Source organism: Enhygromyxa salina (assembly GCF_000737335.2).
Lineage (GTDB): Bacteria > Myxococcota_A > Polyangia > Nannocystales > Nannocystaceae > Plesiocystis > Plesiocystis salina_C.
Genome location: NZ_JMCC02000021.1, coordinates 92,410 through 113,365 on the forward strand (window position 1 = coordinate 92,410; position 20,956 = coordinate 113,365).

The 20,956-nt window shown below is 67.6% G+C and carries 16 protein-coding genes; 9 read left to right on the plus strand and 7 right to left on the minus strand.

Annotation, left to right across the window (positions count from 1 at the left end):
* Nucleotides 1-85: 85 nt before the first annotated feature.
* Both DB30_RS09795 and DB30_RS09800 read left to right on the plus strand, forming a co-directional pair.
* Nucleotides 86-1,423 carry a hypothetical protein gene (locus tag DB30_RS09795; RefSeq protein WP_146658409.1) on the plus strand — a complete coding sequence of 446 codons (1,338 nt, stop codon included), beginning with the start codon at nucleotides 86-88 and terminating at the stop codon, nucleotides 1,421-1,423.
* A 354-nt stretch (nucleotides 1,424-1,777) separates the two neighbouring features.
* Nucleotides 1,778-1,954 carry a hypothetical protein gene (locus DB30_RS09800; RefSeq protein ID WP_153258268.1) on the plus strand — a complete coding sequence of 59 codons (177 nt, stop codon included), beginning with the start codon at nucleotides 1,778-1,780 and terminating at the stop codon, nucleotides 1,952-1,954.
* A gap of 29 nt (nucleotides 1,955-1,983) precedes the next feature.
* Here DB30_RS09800 and DB30_RS09805 read toward each other — a convergent pair whose 3' ends face one another.
* Together DB30_RS09805 and DB30_RS09810 are read right to left on the minus strand one after the other, a co-directional pair.
* Entirely contained in the window at nucleotides 1,984-3,072 is a 1,089-nt protein-coding gene (locus DB30_RS09805; protein WP_052548116.1) for a tetratricopeptide repeat protein, read from the minus strand.
* A gap of 85 nt (nucleotides 3,073-3,157) precedes the next feature.
* Complete coding sequence (locus DB30_RS09810) at nucleotides 3,158-3,724, minus strand: endonuclease dU (RefSeq protein ID WP_052548117.1); 567 nt, start codon at nucleotides 3,722-3,724, stop codon at nucleotides 3,158-3,160.
* 234 nt (nucleotides 3,725-3,958) lie between these two features.
* On the opposite strand from DB30_RS09810, the gene DB30_RS09815 reads away from it, so the two are divergent.
* Entirely contained in the window at nucleotides 3,959-5,515 is a 1,557-nt protein-coding gene (locus DB30_RS09815) for a cytochrome P450 (RefSeq protein WP_146658411.1), read from the plus strand.
* Nucleotides 5,516-5,549: 34 nt separating this feature from the next.
* On the opposite strand, the gene DB30_RS09820 is transcribed toward DB30_RS09815, so the two are convergent.
* The 4 genes from DB30_RS09820 to DB30_RS09835 form a co-directional block, all read right to left on the minus strand.
* Complete coding sequence (locus DB30_RS09820) at nucleotides 5,550-7,775, minus strand: transglutaminase TgpA family protein (RefSeq protein ID WP_052548119.1); 2,226 nt, start codon at nucleotides 7,773-7,775, stop codon at nucleotides 5,550-5,552.
* Nucleotides 7,772-8,845 carry a DUF58 domain-containing protein gene (locus DB30_RS09825; RefSeq protein ID WP_052548120.1) on the minus strand — a complete coding sequence of 358 codons (1,074 nt, stop codon included), beginning with the start codon at nucleotides 8,843-8,845 and terminating at the stop codon, nucleotides 7,772-7,774. The genes DB30_RS09820 and DB30_RS09825 overlap by 4 nt, the downstream gene beginning before the upstream one ends.
* 317 nt (nucleotides 8,846-9,162) lie before the next feature.
* The gene (locus DB30_RS09830; RefSeq protein ID WP_146658412.1) at nucleotides 9,163-9,993 is read right to left on the minus strand and encodes a hypothetical protein; all 831 of its coding nucleotides are present in this window, start codon (nucleotides 9,991-9,993) and stop codon (nucleotides 9,163-9,165) included.
* Nucleotides 9,994-10,172: 179 nt separating this feature from the next.
* Entirely contained in the window at nucleotides 10,173-10,634 is a 462-nt protein-coding gene (locus DB30_RS09835) for a hypothetical protein (RefSeq protein WP_052548122.1), read from the minus strand.
* Nucleotides 10,635-10,822: 188 nt separating this feature from the next.
* Here DB30_RS09835 and mtnB point away from each other — a divergent pair, with 188 nt between their 5' ends.
* The 5 genes from mtnB (at nucleotide 10,823) to DB30_RS09860 (ending at nucleotide 16,709) form a co-directional block, all read left to right on the plus strand.
* Entirely contained in the window at nucleotides 10,823-11,506 is a 684-nt protein-coding gene (mtnB, locus tag DB30_RS09840) for a methylthioribulose 1-phosphate dehydratase (RefSeq protein ID WP_052548123.1), read from the plus strand.
* A 10-nt stretch (nucleotides 11,507-11,516) separates the two neighbouring features.
* Nucleotides 11,517-11,963: a 1,2-dihydroxy-3-keto-5-methylthiopentene dioxygenase gene (locus tag DB30_RS09845; RefSeq protein WP_052548124.1), complete on the plus strand. Its 447-nt coding sequence runs from the start codon at nucleotides 11,517-11,519 to the stop codon at nucleotides 11,961-11,963.
* 31 nt (nucleotides 11,964-11,994) lie between these two features.
* Nucleotides 11,995-13,317 carry an adenosylhomocysteinase gene (gene ahcY, locus DB30_RS09850; protein WP_052548125.1) on the plus strand — a complete coding sequence of 441 codons (1,323 nt, stop codon included), beginning with the start codon at nucleotides 11,995-11,997 and terminating at the stop codon, nucleotides 13,315-13,317.
* A gap of 233 nt (nucleotides 13,318-13,550) precedes the next feature.
* The gene (locus DB30_RS09855) at nucleotides 13,551-14,435 is read left to right on the plus strand and encodes a PEGA domain-containing protein (protein WP_165703684.1); all 885 of its coding nucleotides are present in this window, start codon (nucleotides 13,551-13,553) and stop codon (nucleotides 14,433-14,435) included.
* Between the two features lie 24 nt (nucleotides 14,436-14,459).
* Entirely contained in the window at nucleotides 14,460-16,709 is a 2,250-nt protein-coding gene (locus tag DB30_RS09860) for a protein kinase domain-containing protein (protein ID WP_146658414.1), read from the plus strand.
* A gap of 30 nt (nucleotides 16,710-16,739) precedes the next feature.
* Here the strand turns inward: DB30_RS09860 and DB30_RS09865 are convergent, their stop codons facing one another.
* On the minus strand, nucleotides 16,740-18,818 hold the full coding sequence (locus tag DB30_RS09865; protein ID WP_146658415.1) for a M48 family metallopeptidase: 2,079 nt from the start codon (nucleotides 18,816-18,818) through the stop codon (nucleotides 16,740-16,742).
* Between the two features lie 97 nt (nucleotides 18,819-18,915).
* Between DB30_RS09865 and DB30_RS09870 the strand changes: the two genes are divergently transcribed.
* A complete protein-coding gene (locus tag DB30_RS09870) occupies nucleotides 18,916-20,826 on the plus strand; it encodes an ABC-F family ATP-binding cassette domain-containing protein (RefSeq protein ID WP_052548169.1) in 1,911 nt (636 codons plus the stop codon).
* Nucleotides 20,827-20,956: the final 130 nt, after the last annotated feature.

The following is a 20,956-nucleotide window of genomic DNA, read 5'->3' on the forward strand; positions in this document are numbered from 1 at the left end:
AAGCGCTCTTGCGCCTGAGCACGCGAGCTCCGACCGTCGGGCGCGGCGTTCATCGCTCGACGCGTCCGGCGTATACTCGGCGCCGATGCTGGTCTCCCCGCCTCGAGCTTTGCTGCGCTGTCTGCTTCCCCTCGCCTGCGCGACGGCGGCGCTCGCCGGTTGCCAGGCGGACGCACCCAAGGCCGAGGGGGCGAGCTGTGAGTCGAGCGATCTGGGCTGCGATACGAGCGACGCGAGCTCCGGAGGTGAGTCCGCGGGCAGCGAATCCACCGGCACGGAATCAGACGAGGGCACGGAGACGGACGAGGGCACGGAGACAGACGAGGGCACGGATACCGGGCCCTCGAGTGACGCTCGGATCTGGGGGCGCTTCGAGTCGGGCGGGCCCGTGAGCGCGTGTGGCCAGATCAAGGACGACTGGAACGCGGCCGATGGGTCGCTGCTGCGGATGGCGTTCGACGTGTGCGGCGACGACATGGACGCGCTGGCGCAGACCATCGTCGCCAACCTCGATGCGATCGCGGCCCGCGATGGTCGGGCGCTGCTCGTCCTGCACCAGGGCATCAATTTGCCTGAGAGCTGGCTGGCGCAGTGCGAGACCTTCGCCCTCGACAGCGGTAGCTTCCAAGGCGATCTCTGCCTGCCCTGGGACGCCGACTACCAGCAGCAGCTTGGCCAGGCGCTCGGCGATCATCTTGGGCCTGCGCTCGCCGATCACCCCGCGCTCGTAGGGGTCTACTTCACGATCACGACGATGACGAACGGGGCCGAGATGCACTTTCGTGTCGCGCGTGACAGCTTCCCACCCGAGCCCGAGGACGGAGCGTTGACGGCGTCCTATCTCGCGGTCATGGACATGTATGAGGACGCCTTCGACGTGCCGATCGTGTTCGAGGCTGGCCACTGCATCTTCGACCTGCCCGGGGCCGACCCTGCCGACGTCGACTGCGAGACACCGCTGACGCTCTATCGCCACGCCCGCGACAGCTACGGGCCAGCGTCGGTCGGGATCGCGCTGTGGAATTGCGCGGAGCGCTTTTGGCACGGACCCACCGCCAGCGAGGACCACGTCCGGCCGCTGCTGGAAGAGGCGACGGCCGACGGGGTGAGCATGGGATGTCAGACGGTCGGGAACTTCACCAACCAGGCCTGTCGCTTCAGTGACCCGGCCGTGGGCGACTACGGCACGCTGATGGGGATCGGTCCGGCGTCGACGTGTGTGCCCACGGGAGGCAACGATGCCGAGGCGGCGTGCGTCGATACCCTTGGATGGTTTGCGGGGGCGTCTTCGCAGTCGGCGACGAGCGTGGTGCTGGAGGGGACGTGGGTGGAGTCGTGGTCTGCGGATACGCAGCCTGGTATGGGGATCAACGTTACGAGCCCGGCTTGTGAGGCGGCGGTCAATCACTTCGAGGGGCCCTAGAGAGGGGGAACCGCTGAGTCGCGTGCACTGGGGGGCCTCAGTTGAAGCGCGCGCCTTGGTATACGGGTGTGATGGCGGGGGATGTGATGGCGGGGGTGCGGAGGGTGGGTGTGATGGCGGGGGTGCGGAGGGTGGGTGTGACGGCGGGCAGCCCGGCGGGCTCCGAGGGTCCCTCGGAGCGAAACCACTCACCGCAGGCATGTGGTGTGTCGGTCTTCTGGTAGTACGAGTGACCTTCACCGCTTCGATTGGGGCTAATACGCCGTGAATTTTCGCTCCGAGGGACCCTCGGAGCCCTGGTTGCCGGGCCGTCGTGTTGCAACCGGTGTCTCCGCTGCAGTCGGGAGATCCGTCGTGGCGCTGCATCGCTGTGAATGGGCGGGTGGTGTTGATGTAGCTATATTCTTTGGTGTTGCGAACGCTCGTCTTGAGCTTGGCTTCGCCGTTGTGGTCGACCGAGCGCGTGAGGCTGACTTGATGAGCTTCTGGCTGGAAGCCCAAAATGACAGTTGTGACGAAGCGGATAGCTGATCGCAGCCAGCTTGGCAGAACGGATCGCCTCAGTTGAAGCGGGCGTTTCGGGCCCGGTCCACGCGTGCGAGCAAGCGTTGGGAGGCTTCCGAGTTAGGCCACAGCTCCAACACGCGCAGCAGCGCGGCGCGGGCTTGGTCGAGGCGACCGAGCTCGTGGAGGATCCTGCCCCGGGTGAACAGGCGATCGGGGTCGTCGGGGTTGCTGACCAAGCTGGCGTCGATCGCAGCTAGCGCGTCGGGCAGGCGGCCCAGCTCGATCAGTACTTCTGATCGATACGCCTGCATGTTCTCGAGGTCGGGAGCCTCGAGCCAGGCCAGCTCCATCGCTTGCTCGAGCACGCTCAAGGCCTCGGCGTGGCGGCCTTGTTTGTTGAGGTTGGCGAACAGGTTCCAGCGCGGGCCCAGGTGTTCGGGATCTGCGGCGATCGCCTGGCGATGGTAGGTCTCGGCTTCAGCAGGGCGACCCAGCGCGCTCAGGCAGCCGCCGAGGTTGCTCGAGACCACGCAGCGACCCGCGTGGTCGGGGTGGTCGTTGAGGAAGGCCTGGTAGATCAGGATCGCGGCTTCGTGCTCGCCGCTCTCCGCGAGCGCGACACCTAGGTCGATGGCGACCTCGGGCCGATCCGCGGGGGGTCCCCCGAGCGCCATGACCTGGCGCAGCAGCGGCACGGCCTGCTCGGGCCGCTTTACGTCGACGAGCAGCTTGGCCTTGGTGTGGAGCGCCTCTGGGTCGTCGGGGTTGTGTTGCAGCTGGATGGCCACGGCGTTGAAGGCCAGGCGATACAGACCACGCGCACGCAGAGCCCGGATCTTGGCGGTGCGCGGGGGGAGCTCGCAGTGCTCGCGAACACGGGCGAGGACTTGCTGGTGATCGACGCTGCACTCGCCGCATGGCTGCGGCTCGGCGCTGGCGGGCGGTCGGGCCGCACCGCAGTTCAGGCAGCAGGCGTGCGCAGACGGCGGGGGGCCGATCATGCACAGCTCGACGGTGCGGCCGCAGCAGACGGGGCAGCGCCAGCGGACCCCAAACACGAAGTCGGGGCCAAACGCGACGGCGGCGTCAAACTGGGTAGGGGAGGCGGAACAGTGATGACAGGTGGGTGGTGACCAGGACATGGCATGGGGCTATCGGCCCGCCATCGATCGCTTTGCAGTAAATTGTTGGTGACCGACGCGGGCTCGCCGGGGCCGCACGCACAGGTCAGGCGCGACCGCGGCTGACACCCTCGGCGTAGCCCCCCGCGACCAGGTGGGCGATCCGCACCGGCTCGGGGAGCTTGCCGTGGACCGTGAGATCCTCGATCACCTGCGCCGCCTGCTCGAGCTCGAGGCCCGCGCGCTGCACGAAGAGCCCCGCGCAGGGCTGCATGGGCCCGGCCTTCTCGATCAGCGCCCACTTGCGCGCGCCGCCACGCACGTGCTCGAGCAGAGCCTCGCGGATCACCGCCAAGCGCGGACGCTTGCGCGCGAGCACCAACACCGGCATCGACAGGCGTTGGTGCAGCGCGTGGATGTCCGCGACGTTGAAGCCGGCGAAGGTGATGCCGCCCAGCAACAACACCTGGGCGTGGGCGGCGAAGGGCGAGCGTTCGATCAGCTCGGCGATCGCAGAGGTCGCGTTGGCCCCGTCCCGCCGCAGCTTTCCGGTCATGACCCCGTCCAGGCGGGTGCGCGTGAACACCACACCCACGATCGCCACGTCGCCGCGGTGGCGACGATCGAAGGGGGCATCGTCGATGCCGATCGAGTTGCTGAGGCGGCGGGTCACTGGCAAGGATCGAAGCAGTCGCCCGTGGCCCGTGCAACCTGTGGAAGAAGGTTCGACGCCGGTCACCGAGTGCGATGACCGAGGCGGCCTGGGGGCAGGAGGCCCTACCGGCTTGTGGGCCGCTTTCTCGGGCGATTGAGGACGTCGCGCGACGCTGTTGGCCTGGCTGCGGCGGGCGTTTGTGAGCGCGGTGTTCCCGTGGACGCGCTCCGACGCTGCTGATCACGTGATGAGATGAAATCTTGGATCGGAGACGCTATCGTCGGGGCCCATATGGATTATGTCGAAGAGCTGTCCGGCGCGGGTGTCCGGTCGGGGCAACTGCAAGCCATCTGCATCGGGTCGGGTGGGTTCGTGCGCCGCAAGCTGCCGTTGTTCGAAGAGCTCCGCCGGTTGTCGACGTTCAGGAGCAACTACGCCGAGGACACGCGGCACCATCATCATCGCCACGGCGACGTGTTTGTCCGCCGGCTGGGCGCGCGCAGCTTGTACCTGTGCCATCCGCGATTGGCCGAGCACGTATTTCGAACCAACGTGCTCAACTATCCCAAGGGCCGAGACTACGACATGCTGCGGCCGCTGATCGGCGAGGGCATCATCGTCAGCGACGGAGAGGTCTGGGCGCGGCAGCGACGGCTGCTGGCGCCCGAGTTTCGGCTCAATCAGGTCGGCCGCTACCTGCCCACGATCAACGCCGAGATCGACTTGCTGTCAGATCAGTGGCGGGCGGCCGCGGCCGCGGGGGCGAGCGTGAACGTCGGCCAAGACATGCAGAACTTCGCGCTGCGGGTGTTGGGTGGCGCGATCTTTCGCTCCGACTTCAGCCGCGAGGCCGAGGTCATCGGCGAGACCCTCGAGATCTGCCTGGTCCAGGGCACCAAGCAGATGTTGTCGATGGGCTTGCTCCCTCCATGGCTCCCAACCCCGGGCAACCTCCGCGCCCGCGCGGCCGAACAACGCCTCAACCACAGCGTGCGCGGCTTGATCGCGGAAGGTCGGGCCTTGTCGCGTGGTGGGTGCCCGTTCAGCGGCGGCGCTGCTCGAGCTCCGGGACCCGGCGAGGCCGCAACGCAGGCCGCGGCAAAGCCGGCAGGCCAGGCAGCCGGCGCGGCCGACCTGCTCACGCGCATGCTCGACGCCAAAGATCCTGACACTGGCGCGGGCATGAGCGAGCAGCAGCTGCTCGACGAGATCAAGTCGCTGATCCTCGCGGGTCACGAGACCTCGGCGCTGGTGCTGAGCTGGGCGCTGTACCTGCTCGCGCGCCACCCCAGGATCGAGGCGCGAGTGCTCGAGGAGTCGCGGCGGGTGCTCGGCGATCAACCCGCGCGCCTCGAGGACGTCGACTCGCTCGTCTTCACCCGGCAGGTGCTGCTCGAGACCATGCGACTGTACCCACCCGTGCCGGGGGTCACTCGCCAGGCGCTGGCCGATGACTCAGTCGAGGGCGTCGAGATCCGTGCGGGTGAGAGCGTGACGATCCCGCTGTATCTGCTTCACCGGCACCCAGAGTTCTGGGCCGACCCCGACCGCTTCGATCCCGATCGCTTCGCGCCCGACCGCGTCGACGCGATCGATCCGTACAGCTACCTCCCGTTCCTTCGCCGCCGCCGGGCCTGCCTTGGTGAGCACTTTGCGATGCTCGAGCTCGTCGTCGCGCTGGCGAGCATCGTCTCGAGGTTCTCTCTCGCGCGGGTCGATGAAGGTGAGATCGGCATTCGCCCGATCTCGACGCTGCGCATGGCGAGGCCGCTGGTGATGCGGCCGCGCGAGCGGGTCCCCGCGACTTGAGCGCTCCCCGCTCGAACCCCGGAGCTGCCCTGGGTCAGCGCGGCTCGCTCGCCAACACCGCGTCGGCTCGCTGGCGCAGCTCGAGCAACATCGCGGGACTGGGTCGGTCCGCCGCGAACCGAAGGCCGTCGTAGTAGGTCGCAAACTCGCGCAGCGCAGCGGCCTCGGGCGCGCCCTGGTCTTGCAAGCGATCCGCCCACGCCCGGGCAGACTCGTGCGGGTGGCGGCCTCGCTCGCGCCGCTGCATGGCGGCGAGCAGCTTTTTGTAGATCTGGATCTCCAGGTGCGACGGATCGCCGCGCCGTCGCCAGCTGCGGTAGCCAAACACCAGCATGAACAGCGCGAGGCCCAGCGCCGCCGCGCCGATCAGCCATGGGGCGAGCTGCCGCCAGTTGATCTGAATGTTGCTGCCCTGGCGCTCGACGCCCAGCTGCTCGAGGACCTCGATCTGATCACTGAGGTTGTAGTCGATCACGTACGCGAGGTAGGCGTTGCGCAGCGCGTCGGCGACGTTGGCAAGGCGTGGAAACCAGCTCGCGTTGTCGCCAGCGGTGCGGCCACCCGGCGGGGTCGGATCGAAGGTCACCCAACCCAGGCCGTCGAAGTAGACCTCGACCCACGAGTGCGCGTCGGCCTGGCGAACCGCGTAGAAGCCCCCAAGGCTGTTGTAGTGGGCGCCGTAGAAGCCGTTGACGTTGCGCGTGGGTACGTCGACCTCGCGCAGCAGCAGCGCCATCGCGGTCGCAAAGTACTCGCAGTGGCCAGCCTTGGTGTCGAACAAGAAGCCCTCGATCGGATCCAGCTCGCCGCTGCGGACCCGCTCGGACAGGGGCTGATCCAAGCTGTAGCTGTAGTTCTGCAGCAGGTAGCCCTGCACCGCTTCGACCTTGGCCAGGCGGGTGTCCGCGTTGGCCGTGATGCTGAGCGCGAGCTCGTGAAACTGGGCAGAGAGCTCGGCGCGGTCGATGTAGGGGGCCAGGTGGGCGGGCACCTCTGGGTCGCCAATCACCCGCAGCTCGCCGCGCTCGGGCTCGCCGATCCGACCCACGAACTCGTACTGGATCGGCCCAGGTTGGCGATCGAGCACGCGGACCTGATCGTCGACGTCGAGGCCGAGCCGGTTGCGCTCTTCCAGCGGCCCGCGCGGCGCCAGCGAGAACGCGAGCGGCCGACCGGCGCTGAACAGCAGATCGGTGCCGATGTCCTCCATGGTCACCAGCACCCGCACGGTCTGGTTGGCGCCGGCGAACCCGGGGATCCGGCGGGGCTCGATCGTCTTGCCCGAGGTCCCGCCAAACCGGTATGGCGCCGCGATGACTTGGCCAACCGGCTGGCCGTCCTCTTGCAGCATGTAGTAGCCAAGCCGCGAGATCAGATCCCCGTGCAGGGCGTCCCGCGAGCGGCCCCAGCTACCAGCCGCGTAGCTGTCGAACGCGCTGCCACGCAGGTGCCAGGTCAGGCGGGTCTGCGACTGATCGCCGTCGAGCGGCAGCAAGTGCATCACCACCGTCGCGTCGTTCTTGATCGTGCCAAACCCACCGAGCCGGACCGAGTCCGAGAACCCAACGGTCTCGTTGCCGTACAGGTTGCCGCGCAGGAACACGCCGGCGCCAAACCGGGGGAACAGCATGAAGGTCAGCAGCCCCGCGGCGGTGGCGATCATCGTGACCTGCAGCGCGGCCCGGTTCAGGCGCGAGAGCTCGCGGGTCGCGTAGCGATCGACCTCAAACTCGACGCGTCGACCCAGCCGCTCACCCTCGGACAGCAGATGGTTGACGATCAGCGCGAGCGTGGCCACCGGCAGGTACAGGGCCAGCAGCACCGGGTAGTGCAGCTCGGCGTCGATCACCGCCGCGATCACCATGAGCACCGCGCCAAGCATCAACAGCTGCATGTGCTCGCGGGAGCGCTGGCGGTTGAACAGGCGCTGGACGATCATCAACAAGAAGAAGTCGACGCCCGCGACGAGCAGCTCGCCGCCAAACACGAACGCCCGCGCGCCGCTGATCACGATCGCCAGCACGATGCCCAGCGTCCACAGGGTCTGCGAGGTCTTGCTCGCGACCTCGGGCAGCGGCCGGGTCATCGCCCACGCGGCCAGCAACACTGTCAGGCCAACCGCCCAGACGCTGGCCGACTGGGCCGCGCTGACGGCCACGACCGCGATCGCGGCTTGCAGCAAGCTGGCAGTGTCGCGCAGGCGCACCAGCCCGTGACGCCTGCCGCCGAACACCCGGGCGAGCCGCTCGAGCCAGGTCACGCGGCGGCCTCCGATCCACGCGCGTCGTCGCGCTCGCGCTCGCGCTCGCGCTCAGCTTCGGCGGTGAGCAGGGACTCCAGCGGATCGCGCTCGAGCCCGACCAACGCGAGAAATTCCAGCAACCGGCGCTCGTGGGCGGGGCCGATGCCGGGCTCGACCACAAGCTCGTCGGCGTAGCGCAGACCGGTGGCGACCCGGCCCTCGCGGAGCAGGGCGACCACCTGCGAGGCGACCTGCTCGATCGCGGCTTCGAAGCTGTCCTCGCCCGCGCGACCGGGGGCCAGCTCCAAGATCTGCTCGGCCTCACCGCGGGCCTCGTACTCTTGCACGACGGCCCGCCCGAGCCGCGCGGTGGCGGGCCAATGGATGCGGCGCAGCTCTTGACCTTCGCGGTACTCGGAGAGCCCGAAGAACTCACCCGCGCGATCCCGGGCGCCCTTGGCCTCGCCGACGCCTGCGCGGGCCTCTTTTAGCAGCGCGGGATCGACCGGGTGAATCCGCGGATACACGAGCACCCGCTCGCGCCCCGGCAGGTCCCGGCGCTTGACGAACAGACCAAAGGGAAAGCGCGTGGCGACGACGGCCTTGGGCAGCGAGTGAAGGCCCCGGCGCTGCATGGTCACGCTGGCGTGCAAGGTGGTGGCCCCGCCGCCAGGAACCGCGACCGAGAACACGGGCTCGGTCTTGTCAGCGCTGTCGACCCGATCATCGTCCTCGACGCTCACGGAGATCATGTCCCCGCGCGCGCTCGCGTTGCGCAGCTCGATGATCAGCGCTCCGCGCCCACCAGCGTGCAGCGGGGAGGCGATCCGCCGCCGCACGATCGCGCGGCGGACCATGTTCTCCGACAGCATCCCGCTCGCGATGATCAGCCCGATCTGGCAGCCAAACAGCACGTGCAGCAGGTTCGCGCCCGAGTTGATCGCCGCGAAGCCGACCGCGAGCGTCAGCACGATGAACAGGTAGCCGGCCTTGGTGATCTCGAGGCTGCGACCCTGCGCGGTCAACATCCGCCGGACGAAGGGGAGCTTCTTCTTGGTCGGGCCGTCGTCGTTCGTGCGCGCGCTCAAGTAGTGCTTTTATACCCCAGTCGGCCCGACTCGGCCTTCGTGCCCCAGTCGGCCCGACTCGACCCGTGCTCGGCTTCGCCTCCGCGCGGTTCGACACCCTCGGTCTGGCCGACTGGGGAACGGGCGGGCGACCCAATCACGAGTGATTGGGTCCCACACCCTTGGTTTTTCATGCCCCAGTCGGCCCGACTCGACCCGTGCTCGGCTTCGCCTCCGCGCGGTTCGACACCCTCGGTCTGGCCGACTGGGGAACGGGCGGGCGACCCAATCACGAGTGATTGGGTCCCACACCCTTGGTTTTCATACCCCTACCCGACTCAGGACCGGCGACGGCCGCGTCCGAGTCCCGCGAGGCACAGCAGGCCGAAGCCCATCAGCGCCGCGCCGCCGCGGGCCGGCTCGTCCGTGACCGCGCACGAGACCGACGCCGATGCCTCCGCTTCGAACTCCACCTCGATGTCCAGCAAGTCGCGCAGCGCGTTTGCGCAGCTTTGCACGTTGCCGACGTCGACGAACTGTCCGTCACAGAAGATCGCGCCCTCGGGGGACTCGCACTGGACTTCGCAGCCGCCCTGCAGGTCGGCCTTGCACTCCACGTACAGGTCGCTCTGGCAGCCGATCTGGCAGTCCATGTTGACCTGGGCGCGGCACTCGCCGCCGCAGCAACCCTGGCACTGGGCCATGCAGTCGGCCTGGCCGGGCTCGATCGTGCAGCTGGCGTCACACTCGGCGCCGCAGGTGGCTTTGCACGATGCTTGGCACTCGGCCGAGTTGCTGTCCGAGGCACACGAGGCCGAGCAGTCGGCCGAACAGTTGCTTTCGCACGAGGCTTTGCAGTCGAAGGTTGCGGGGTCGATCTCGCACTCGGCTTCGCAGCTACCCTGACAGCTGGCGGTGCACTCGACGTCCGCGTCGATGTTGCAGCTGCCCTGGCAGGTCAGTGAACCTTCGGCGGCACACGAGGCCGTGAACGCGACCGGTTCACACTCGGCGAGGCAGCCGCCTTCTACTAGAACTTCACAGTTGGCGCCGGCCTCGACGAAGATGTCGCCACAGGCGTCGAGCCGGCCAGCGTTGGCGTCGGGGGAGAAGAGGGTGATAACTGCCAGCGCCGCCGCGCCAGAGAGGAACGAGAAAGTGTTACGCATGTTCATGGGGCTAGTTTCCGTGGGGCGTTCGACGCAGTCCGGCGCGCATCATTGCATGCGCTGCGTCACTTGGTGGCAAACAAATTTTGAAGTCGGATCTGTCTACAGCTCGCGCGAGGGCTTCTCGCCCGCTTGCGGACGCCTCGATGGACTGGCGAAGCTGGATTCAAATGGGGGCGTCACTCGACCTCGTCGAGGTAGTCGAACAGCTTGGCGCAGTGCTCGAGGCCCGGGGCCGTCACGTTCACGGCCAGCTCGGCGGCGGCTTGCTCGAGGGTGCGGCCCGGTGTGGTCGACTCGTCGCCGGTCTGGCGCAGCGCGGTGCCCCAGGTCGTGCGCAGCTTCAGACCGCTGTAGTAGTCTCGGAGCGTGCCGTCGGCATAGTCGTGGTCGACCGCCTTGCACATGTCATCTAGGTCACGCAGTTGGTCGGCGTGCGCGGGATCGGGTGCGGGCTGGACCCGCGGCTCGGTCTGGCCAGCTGTGGCCGCGGTCGCGGTCGCGGCCGGGCGCTCGGCGCCAACCATCTCGGTCGGCGACGCATCGCTCGGCGCCGGCTCGCTCGCGCGACAGGCCGCGCACCCCAGCGTGCAGCCCAGGGTGAGGAGCAAGGAGATCGCGGGGTGGGGGCGGTGGCGCACGCCCGGATGCTAGCAGCCCGTGGTGCAATGCCGCGCGCCCCTTCGTTGGTGTTTCGGGTGCGCCGCGCCGTGCTGTCTCGCTCTCAGAGGCCCAAAAACAGCGTAATTCGTACGAGCTTTCGCACGGTCCGCCACCGGGCCAGGGTGTGGTCGCGCGGGCGTCACGGTATATCCTTCGCCCGCCTCGGATGTCCTCGCTCGCCGCAGAACCTTCCAGCGCCCCCCAGCGCGATCGCAGCACAGCCAAGCTGATCTGCGAGCTGTGCCAGCAGTTCTACGGACTTGGCTGGGTCAGTGGGACTGGCGGCGGCATCTCGATCCGCGACGAGCACGGCGTGTGGATCGCTCCTTCGGGCGTCCAAAAAGAGCGCATCGATCCCGCCGACGTGTTGCTGCTCGCCGACGGCGTGTGGGACCGGGTCGAGGTCTTGGAAGCGCCCCGCGACCCCAACTTGCGGATCTCGGAGTGCCAGCCGCTGTTCTTCAACGCCTTTCGCGACCGCGACGCCGGGGCGGTCCTCCACAGCCACTCGCTGTGGGCGGTGCTCGCTGCACGTCTGGCCAGCCCCTCTGGCACGGCCGGCGAGTTCCGCAGCACGAACCTCGAGATGCAAAAGGGCCTGCGCGGGCACGGCTGCTTCGACGAGCTGCGGGTGCCGATCATCCCCAACACGGCCCGCGAGTCCCAGCTCACCGACTCCATGGCCGAGGCCATGCACGCCTACCCAGACGTCGACGCCGTGATCGTCGCCGGCCACGGCATCTACGTGTGGGGTCGGGACTGGGTCCAGGCCAAGACCCAAGCCGAGTGCCTGGACTACCTCATGCGCGCCGCCGTCGAGGCCCACCGCGTGGGGATTCCGTTCAACTAGGAAGCGAAACATGCAGCTCGCCTGGATCGACCCCCAACCCAACTACCCCGCGCTCGACGTCGAGCACCTGCGCAGCGTCGGCGTCACCTACGAGTGTCTGAACCTCGTCGACAACGCGTATCAGCCCAGCCTCGACGCGCTCAAGCGCGAGCGCGGCTACATCGAGCAAGACGTGATCGAGCTGCACCCGGACACCGCCAACCTTGGCGCGATCTGTGCCAAGTTCGCCGACGAGCACCTCCACACCGACGACGAGGTTCGCTTCGTGCTCGCCGGCGAAGGCATCTTCGACATTCGCGACGACGCGGATCGTTGGATGCGCGTGACCGTCGAGGCGGGCGATCTCATCGTGGTCCCCAAGGACCGCTACCACCGGTTTTACCTGACCGATAGCCAGCAGATCCGCTGCGTGCGCCTGTTCCAAGACAGCGCCGGCTGGGTCCCGCACTATCGCTGAATTCACCCTAACGAGAACACACGGATACATCATGTCAGCAGCGCGTCAAGACAACACTCCCGACTACAAGGTCGCCGACATCTCGCTCGCCGAGGCCGGCCGCAAGCAGATCGCCCTCGCCGAAAAAGAGATGCCTGGGCTCATGAGCCTGCGCGAGCGCTACGGCGCCCAAAAGCCCCTGGCCGGCTCACGGATCTGCGGCTGCCTGCACATGACCGTGCAGACCGCGGTGCTGATCGAGACCCTGACCGCGCTCGGTGCCGACGTGCGCTGGTCGTCGTGCAACATCTACTCGACCCAGGATGAAGCCGCCGCCGCGATCGCGGTGACCGGTGTCCCCGTGTTCGCGTGGAAGGGCGAGACCGAAGAAGAGTACTGGTGGTGCGTCGAGCAGACCCTGACCTGGCCCGACGGCAGCGGCCCCAACTTGCTGCTCGACGACGGCGGTGATCTGACCGTGCTCGTGCACCGCGATCACCCCGAGCTGCTCGAGGGCATCAAGGGCGTGTCCGAAGAGACCACCACCGGCGTGCACAACCTGCACAAGATGGCCGAAAAGGGTGGCCTGAAGATGCCGGCGATCAACGTCAACGACTCGGTCACCAAGAGCAAGTTCGACAACCTCTACGGCTGCCGCGAGAGCCTGGCTGACGGGATCAAGCGCGCGACCGACATCATGGTCGCGGGCAAGACCGTGGTCGTGTGTGGCTACGGCGACGTTGGCAAGGGCAGCGTCCAATCCATGCGGGGCTTTGGCGCCCGGGTCCTGGTCACCGAGATCGACCCGATCTGCGCGCTGCAGGCCGCGATGGAGGGCTACGAGGTCACGACCATGGAAGACGCCGCCCCGATCGGCGACATCTTCGTGACCACGACCGGCTGCTGCGACGTGATCACCATCGATCACATGCGCAAGATGAAGGACGAGGCGATCGTCTGCAACATCGGCCACTTCGACAGCGAGATTCAGGTCGCCGCGCTGGCCAATGATCCAGAGATCAAAGAGATCAACGTCAAGCCGCAGGTCGATCGCTTCATCTTCCCCGATGGCCACGCGATCATCTTGTTGGCCCGCGGCCGGCTGGTGAACCTGGGCTGCGCGACGGGGCACCCGAGCTTCGTGATGTCGAACAGCTTCACCAACCAGGTGATGGCGCAGCTCACCCTCTGGCAAGAAACCGACAAGTACGAAGCCGGCAAGGTTTACGTGCTGCCCAAGCACCTCGACGAAGAAGTTGCAGCGCTTCACCTCGAGAAGGTCGGCGCCAAGCTCACGAAGTTGACGGACGCCCAGGCCGAGTACCTTGGATTGCCCGTTCAGGGCCCGTACAAGCCTGAGCACTACCGTTATTGAGCATTGGGGCATTTCGCCCAATCGGGTCATCGTGTGGTCATTTTCGACCGCCGATGGCCCTTCTCAATTGAGGCGTGCGGCGTCGTGGCTGGGCACCCTGTCACGCGGAGCCAATTGATGAGCTAGCATGTTGGAATGCGCTGTGTGTTCCGGCCGCGAGCCGTGGGTGCTGTACGAGATTGGTCCGCATGTCGTGTGCCCCGTGCAGGGATCATGGGGGGAGGAGGCGACAGGTGAGCGGAGTGGCGCTGGCCGTGTTCGGCCTATTGGTCATGCAAGAGCTGCCTCCCGGGCTGAGCTTCAGCGAGGGGATACCGGATCACGAGCGGGTCTCGCTGCGGGCAACTCTCGAAGCGGTGCTCCCGCGCGCGTGCGAGCCACCACCTTGCATTGAGGATTGTCCCGATGATGTCCCTGCGATCGGGCTCTTGATCGGTGGAAACACGCGCGACTACACGCTGCATTGGGAGGCGACGGCGCTCGGGCTCGATGGGCCGTTGATCGTCGACTCGCGCTGCGAGCTGTGCAGCCTCGCGGAGTTCGAAGCACAGTTCGCGAGTGATCTTCACGCGCTCTGTGGTCGGCTCGAGGCGCTCGACGACGCTCCCGGGCGGCTGCAGGTCACCAGTGCGCCCGCAGAGGCCCGGATCCGCATCGACGGGCGCGGGACGGGTCGGCAGCGCCGGACGCCCTGGGTTGGCGAGCTGCCAACCGGCGAGCACCTCATCGAGGTCTCGGCGCCCGGATATGTCCGTCAAGAACGTACGGTCCAGATTGTCAACCGCGTCAACGAACAGCAGCACTTCGAGCTGCTCGCCCTGTCCAAAGGACGACCGAGCTGGCCTGGCTGGACCACCACGACCCTGGGGGTCGTCATGGGGGTGGCTGGAACGGCGCTGATCGCTTTGGACAACAAGCCATGGCGAGGCCGCTGCACGGGACGCAACATTGACGCATATGGGAATTGCCAATTCGTGTACGCTACCCTTCCTCTCGGCATAGGCCTCGCCACCGCCGGTGCGATTGCGGCGACGACGGGCGTGGGTCTAATCGTGTGGGCCCAACGCGGGAACCTGGGGCAGGGCAGCGCGGGCTTGACGGTGCAGGGGCGATTTTGAGCCGAGGTTGACGGATTGAAGGACATGGCAGCAATACACCCAGGCACCCATCGAACGTCGCAGCTGAGCCACACTCAGCCCGATCGGCTGTCGAGCACGGCAGAGGTGGCCAGTAGCGGTGATCGCCAGCCCAAGCTGGTTGCAGGCAGCGTGATCCCCGGGACGCGCTATCAGATCGTGAGATGGCTAGGGCAGGGGGGGATGGGCGCGGTGTTCGAGGTCCAGCACCTCGACATCGAACGGCACTACGCGGCCAAGTTGCTGCACCAGAGCGAGAACCCCTCGCGCACCCGACACTTTAGGCAAGAGGCGCGAACGATCAGCCACATTGGGTCGCCGTGGATCGTCGAGATCTTCGACTTTCAAGAGCTCGCCGACGGCCGGCTCATGTACCTGATGGAGCTGGTCAATGGCGCGAGTCTGCACGCGGTCCAGACCGCACGGGGGGGGCCTGAAGGCGCGAGCCCCTGCGATCCCGCCCGGCTGATCGGCCTGGCGCGGCAGGTGTGCAAGGGCCTCCAAGCGGCCCACGAAGTCGGGTTTGTCCATCGCGACATCAAGCCGGACAACATCATGCTCTCAACCGATTCGCGCGGGCGCGAGCACGTGAAGATCGTCGACTTTGGGCTGGCCGCGCTGCTCGAGGGCCCCAAAGAATCCAACGGCGCGGGGACCCCTGCGTACATGTCACCCGAGCAGTGCAAGGGCCAGAACACCGACGCGAGGACAGACATCTACTCGCTCGGGATCACGCTCTACGAGCTCGCCACGGGTCGGCTGCCTTTCAATCGTACCGACGCGGCGCGCCTGCGGGACGACCACCTGTTCGAGCAGGCAGCGCCGCCCTCGGAGCTCGTCGATGGCTTCTTGCCGGCCGGCTTTGACGCGTTGATCTTGCGGTGTATGGCCAAGCAGCCGCGCGATCGCTACGCCAGCGCCGCGGAGCTCGAGGTCGCGTTGATCGAGCTGCAGCTCTCGCTTGGGCTGCGGACCGCGTGGGACGAGATGCCCGCGCCCGTGCTCCCGGGCGACACGACCGCGCGGCTCGAGCGGGGGCTTGCCCAATTGCGCAGCGAAGAGCGGCGGTCGAAGCAACGACGGATCGGGCTGGTCGCCGCGTTGGTCGGGCTGGTCGCGGTGGGTGGCCTGATCGGATGGAAGTTCGACGCTGACGCGCGCGAGATCGTGCTGACACAGGCCGAGCAGGAGCTCGCCGCGTTGAGCAAGCGAGCCAGCGTTGCAGCTGCGCACGCGCGGTGGATCTACACCCCGCCCGACGAACCCGACGCCGACACCGCTTATAAAGTGCTGCTCGAGCTCGAGCGGCTCGACGATGGCGGCAGCGATCGCGCGCACGAGGTCGGCGGGCAGCTGCGCGAGGAATTCTCGAGCACGCTCGTTGGGCTTGGCGACACCTACTGGGAGCGGGCCGGTGGGCGCGGCTTCGCCCGCGAATTCTATGCTCAGGCCCTGGTGTTCCAGCCGGACCACGAGCGCGCGAGCGAGCGGGCGGGGCTTGGCTTGGTGGCGCTGGCCGGGCTGCGGGACAAAGCTGCGAGGGGGAAATTTGCCCACTACGAGCTGGTCGCCGTCACCCCGCTCGCGAGCTTGGCGTGGACCGATGCAGAGGACCGACTCCATGCGTTGGAGACGCTGCGCGACACCGGCGAGCTCTCGCTTCGATCTGCGGCCGAGGTCGACGTGTTGCTCGAGGACCTGCGCTTCGAGTCCCAACGAGCAGAGGTCGCGCAGCTAGACGAAGATCCCAGCGGCCAGGCGGCTGCTCCAGACTCCAAGCCGGGTCCCGCGTCCAACGATCCGGTTCCCGGTCCAATTCGCTACACGGTGATCGAAGACACCCCGACGCACCGAGCGGGCACGCACGGGGGGCACGGCGGCAACGGCTCGGGTAGCTTCGACGGCCTGCTCGACGCGGCCAAGAGCGCCTACCGAGCGCTCGATCTCGACCGGGCCGCGAACCTCTATCATCGGGTGCTCGACCTCGATGCCCACAACGTCACCGCGCTCGTCGGGCTACACCACATCAGCTTCGACCGTGGCGAGTTCAAAGACGCCCTGCGCTACGCGGAGAAGGCCGCGCAGCTGCGACCCAAACGCGGTGACCTTCACCTGTTCATGGGCGACGCATGCATGAAGGTCTTCGACTACGGGCGCGCCCGTGATCACTATGAACGGGCCGACCAGCTCGGTGACAGGCAAGCGCAGCAGCGCATCGCCTTTCTCGATGATCTGCTTGGAAAGGCGCCGAGCTAGGCCTCACGATTCCGGGGACTCGTGAGGGGTTCAGTCGAGCACGCGTTGGCGACGCACGCGCTGTTCGGCGTCTGCCGGGATGACCATCGCGGTTTGAGCCGCGACGTCGTCGCGGATGACACCCGTCATTCGCTCTTCGATCGCCTCGCGGTCCACGAACAGCTCCCAACACGGGCGGCCTGGGCCCTCATCGTGGGGGTTGGGCTTGGACAGCGCGTGGGCCCAGCGAAACCGATCGGCGGGGCGCGGGTGACTGTCGTTGGGTGAGGGCTCGGCGTTGACGTGCGCCTCTACGAGCTCGTCAATCCGCTCAATCTCGTCGGGGATCTGGGCCGGCGTATAGGTGTAGAGATTGCGCAGACCGTGGCGGGCCTCGAGGACCTCGCTTATCGTCGCGTTGGCGTGGAGCTCGAACCGAAGTTGAGCCGCGATCGCGTGACGAAGCCCGCGCTCGAAGCTGGCGGCCCCGTAGCAGTGCGCGGCCCAGCGATCAGCCAAGACCTCTTGCAGCCGCGACGCGCCCTGCGAGATCCGCACGAACACCTTGTGAAAGCCGGTGAGGAACAGCCAGGCCGGGTTGTACCAGTCCGCGGCGCCGACCTCGGCCAGGCCGACCGCGCTGTGGACGATCGATCGACGCACGCCCAGGGCGAAGTTGCCTCCGGCCGTGTCTTCGTTCGAGAAGTGCCCGTACTCATGGGCGAGGATCGCTTCGAAGGCCTTGGTGTCGAGCCCGTCGAGCACCGCGACGCCAAGCAACAAGCAGCGCTCGCCCTTGCCGCGTAGTTTGGCGAGCAGGCCCCCGCGCTCGAACACGGCGATGTCGGCCCCGGTGCTGAGGTAGACCCGGTCGACTGGCCGGGTCCCGACTTTGGCGGCGACCTCGTCTAGCAGCGCGCGCAGCTGCGGGGCGTCACTTGGGTCGAGCAACTCCCCAGGCGGCGAGTCGTTCGGGCGCGTGAAGAATGACTTCAGCACCGCGCCGACGCTGCCAAATGCAACGACCACGACAATGATTGCGAGCTTGATCGGGAAGTACCCAATGTAAAACATCCCGATCACCAGCCCGCCCGCGAGCGCGACTATTATCAGCAAGACCAGCGGGACGGACAGGTAGTAGTAGGCGCAGCACAGCCACAGGATCGTAGCGTAGGCCTTGCGTAGCTTCGAGTCACTGCCGCGGGCCGACGCCTGCGAGTTGGTCAGGGCGCTCTCGGCTTCGGACAAGGTCAGTCGACTCAGGAAGTAGCCCGCCGCGACCAGGGCGAGCGCGGCGGCGATCCAGATTGAGAAGAACAGGCCGATCCGCTTGCCATAGTAGGCTTCGGGAGACACTGCTTGCTCGAAGCTGGAGCTGAGCGTTTTGTAGGTCTCGTCGTCCAGCCCCGCCGCGTGGGCGAGCTCGAGCGCGGCCTTGGCCTGACGCAGCTCGCCCTGCATCGCGTGGTGCAAGGCCGTGAACACCTGCGTCTCCCACGTATTGGTGTCCAGCTTGCGGAGCACCGCGGAGCAATCGCCGAGCAGCTGGAGGTCTTGAAGGTTCAGCGCGACCTGGCAGACCGACAGGGTGGTGACGAAGTCGTCGTCGTGATCGCGCAGGGTCGAGGTCGCCAGCGAGCGGGCCAGGTTCTGGTCGCGCAGCGCCGACGGAGCGCTGAGCACGATGGCGAGGGTGACCACGTTCTCGCGCCGCTTGGAGAGCTCGTAGGCCGCCCGGCACTCGGGGATAGCGAGGGAGTAGAACTCTTGCTCGGCGTAGATCGAACACCGACGGCGCAGCGCGTGGTCAAACTGCGGGTGGTTCTCGAGCACCGCGCCATAGAGGTCTGCCGCCCGGTCGAGTTCGTTGGCGTCGCGGGCCGCGGTCGCCTCGGTCCACAGCGCGCGGACATCGGGCTCGAGCGCGGCGAGCTGGTCGAGGACTTTGGCCTCGAACGCGTCATGTGAGGCGCGGACAATAGGCGAGGGGTCTTGCGCGTGGGCGCGCAGCGGGATCAGCCACGCGAGCGCGAGCACCAGCAACGCGAGGGCCTGCTTGTTGTTGCCAGTACGGGCGAGGACTCTCGGGTGCAGCGAACTGTTTTCAGCTCTGGCGAGGGCTTCTCTCATGGCCGGAACACTATCACGCTGCGCGCGCCGCGAAGCGACGAAATGTGCCCCCCCGGCGGCCCTGGTGTTGTCGATGCTGGCGGTTATGCTCCGCGCCTTGACGATCCTCAGCGCACGCGAAGTTCGCCGCACCTACGGCATCCACGAGGTCCTGTGCGGCGCGAGCATGGCGATCGACGAAGGCGAGCGCGTTGGCCTGGTCGGGCGCAACGGCTCGGGCAAGTCCACGCTCGCGCGGATCATCGCGGGCGCCGAGGAGCCCGACACGGGCGAGGTCGTCCGCCGCGGTGGGCTGCGGGTCGGCTACCTCTCGCAGGAGCCCAGCTTCGCGCCGGGTCTGCGGGCCGTCGACGCCGTGCTCGCGGGGCTCGAGAGCTGGCAGCAGGCCGTTGATCGCCACGATGAGGTCTCGCGGCTGTTGTCTGGTGATCCGGGCCCGCGGCTCGACGCGCTGCTCCACGAGCAGGCTGATCTCGCCAGCAAGATCGAGCGCCTGGGTGGGTGGGATCAACGCCACGAGGCGCTCGCGCTGCTCGGCATGGTTGGCATCACCGATCCCGAGGCGATCGTCGACACCATGAGCGGCGGTGAGCGGCGCCGGGTCGCGCTCGCGCGACTGCTGGTCACCAACCCCGATCTGGCGATCCTCGATGAGCCCACCAACCACTTGGACCTCGAGACCATCGAGTGGCTCGAGGGCTGGCTGGCCAACCGGTTCACGGGCGCGCTGATCTTGGTCACCCACGATCGCTACCTGCTCGATCGCCTGGTCACCCGCACGATCGAGGTCGAGCAAGGGGTCATCCACGTGTACCAGGGCGGCTGGGTCCGCTACCTCGAGGCCAAGGCCGAGCGCGAGGCCCACGCCGAGCGAGTCGACTCCAACCGCCGCAATTTCCTGCGCCGCGAGCTCGAGTGGCTCAGCCGCAACCCCAAGGCGCGCAGCACCAAGCAAAAGGCCCGCGTGGATCGGGTCGAGGCCGTGCGTGACCAGGTCGGTCCCAAGCGCGAGGTCGCGGCCCGGATCGAGATCAGCGGCGAGCGGCTTGGGCGGACGATCTTGGACGCCGAGGGCCTGGACGTGGAGATCGGCGAACGCCGGCTGCTCGAGCAGGTCAACCTGCAGCTGAGCAAGGGTGAGCGGCTTGGAATCGTCGGGCCCAACGGCTGCGGCAAGACCACGTTGTTGCGGGTCTTGACCGGCGAACTCGCGCCCGCGGCCGGCGAAGTCCAGCTAGGCAAGCGCACGCAGATCGCGTTCTTGCAGCAGTCGCGCGGCGGCCTCGACGACAACGAGAGCGTGTTCGACAACGTCGGCGACGGCAGCTCGCGGGTGGTGTTGGGCGACACCGAACTCGACCTTCGCAGCTACCTCGAGCGCTTCTTGTTCGACACCCACGCCCAACGCCAAAAAGTTGGCACGCTGTCGGGCGGCGAGCGGGCTCGGGTCGCGCTGGCCAAGACCCTGCGGACCGGCGCCAACCTGGTGATCCTCGACGAGCCGACCAACGATCTCGATGTCATGACTCTGACCGCGCTCGAGGACGCGCTCGGCGACTACCCGGGGGCCGTGCTCGTGGTCACCCATGATCGCTGGTTCCTCGATCGCGTGGCGACGGGCCTGTTGGTGTTCGAGGATCGTCAGCTGGTCCGACACGCGGGCGGGTGGGCCGACTATGTCGAGCGGCGCAAGCTCGCCGCGCGCGACGAGCCCGCGCCAGCGCGCGCCAGCGGTGGTGGGCGCGGCGCGTCGGAGCAAGCTCCGCCTCCGCCGCAAGAGGCCAAGCTCACCTACGCCGAGGAGCTCGAGCTCGAGACCCTGCTCGAGCGCGTGGATGCGGCCGAGCAGCAGGTCAGCGCGCTCGAGGCCGAGCTCGCCGGGGCGGACTTTTACGAGCGACCGGTCGCCGAGCAGCAGGCCTTCTTCCCCAAGCTCGAGGCCGCGCGAGCCGAAGCCACGCGGCTCGCCGAGCGCTGGACCGAGCTCGAAGATCGCCGCCCACGGTGAACCAGTCTACGAATGCGTCCGCAAGCGGGTAGAGCAGCCCTCGCCCGAGCTGAAGACAGATCGCAAGTGACCAGAATGGGCCCCTTGGTCGTCGCCGCCGGACCGGGGCTTTGGCCGCTGCGTCTGGGTT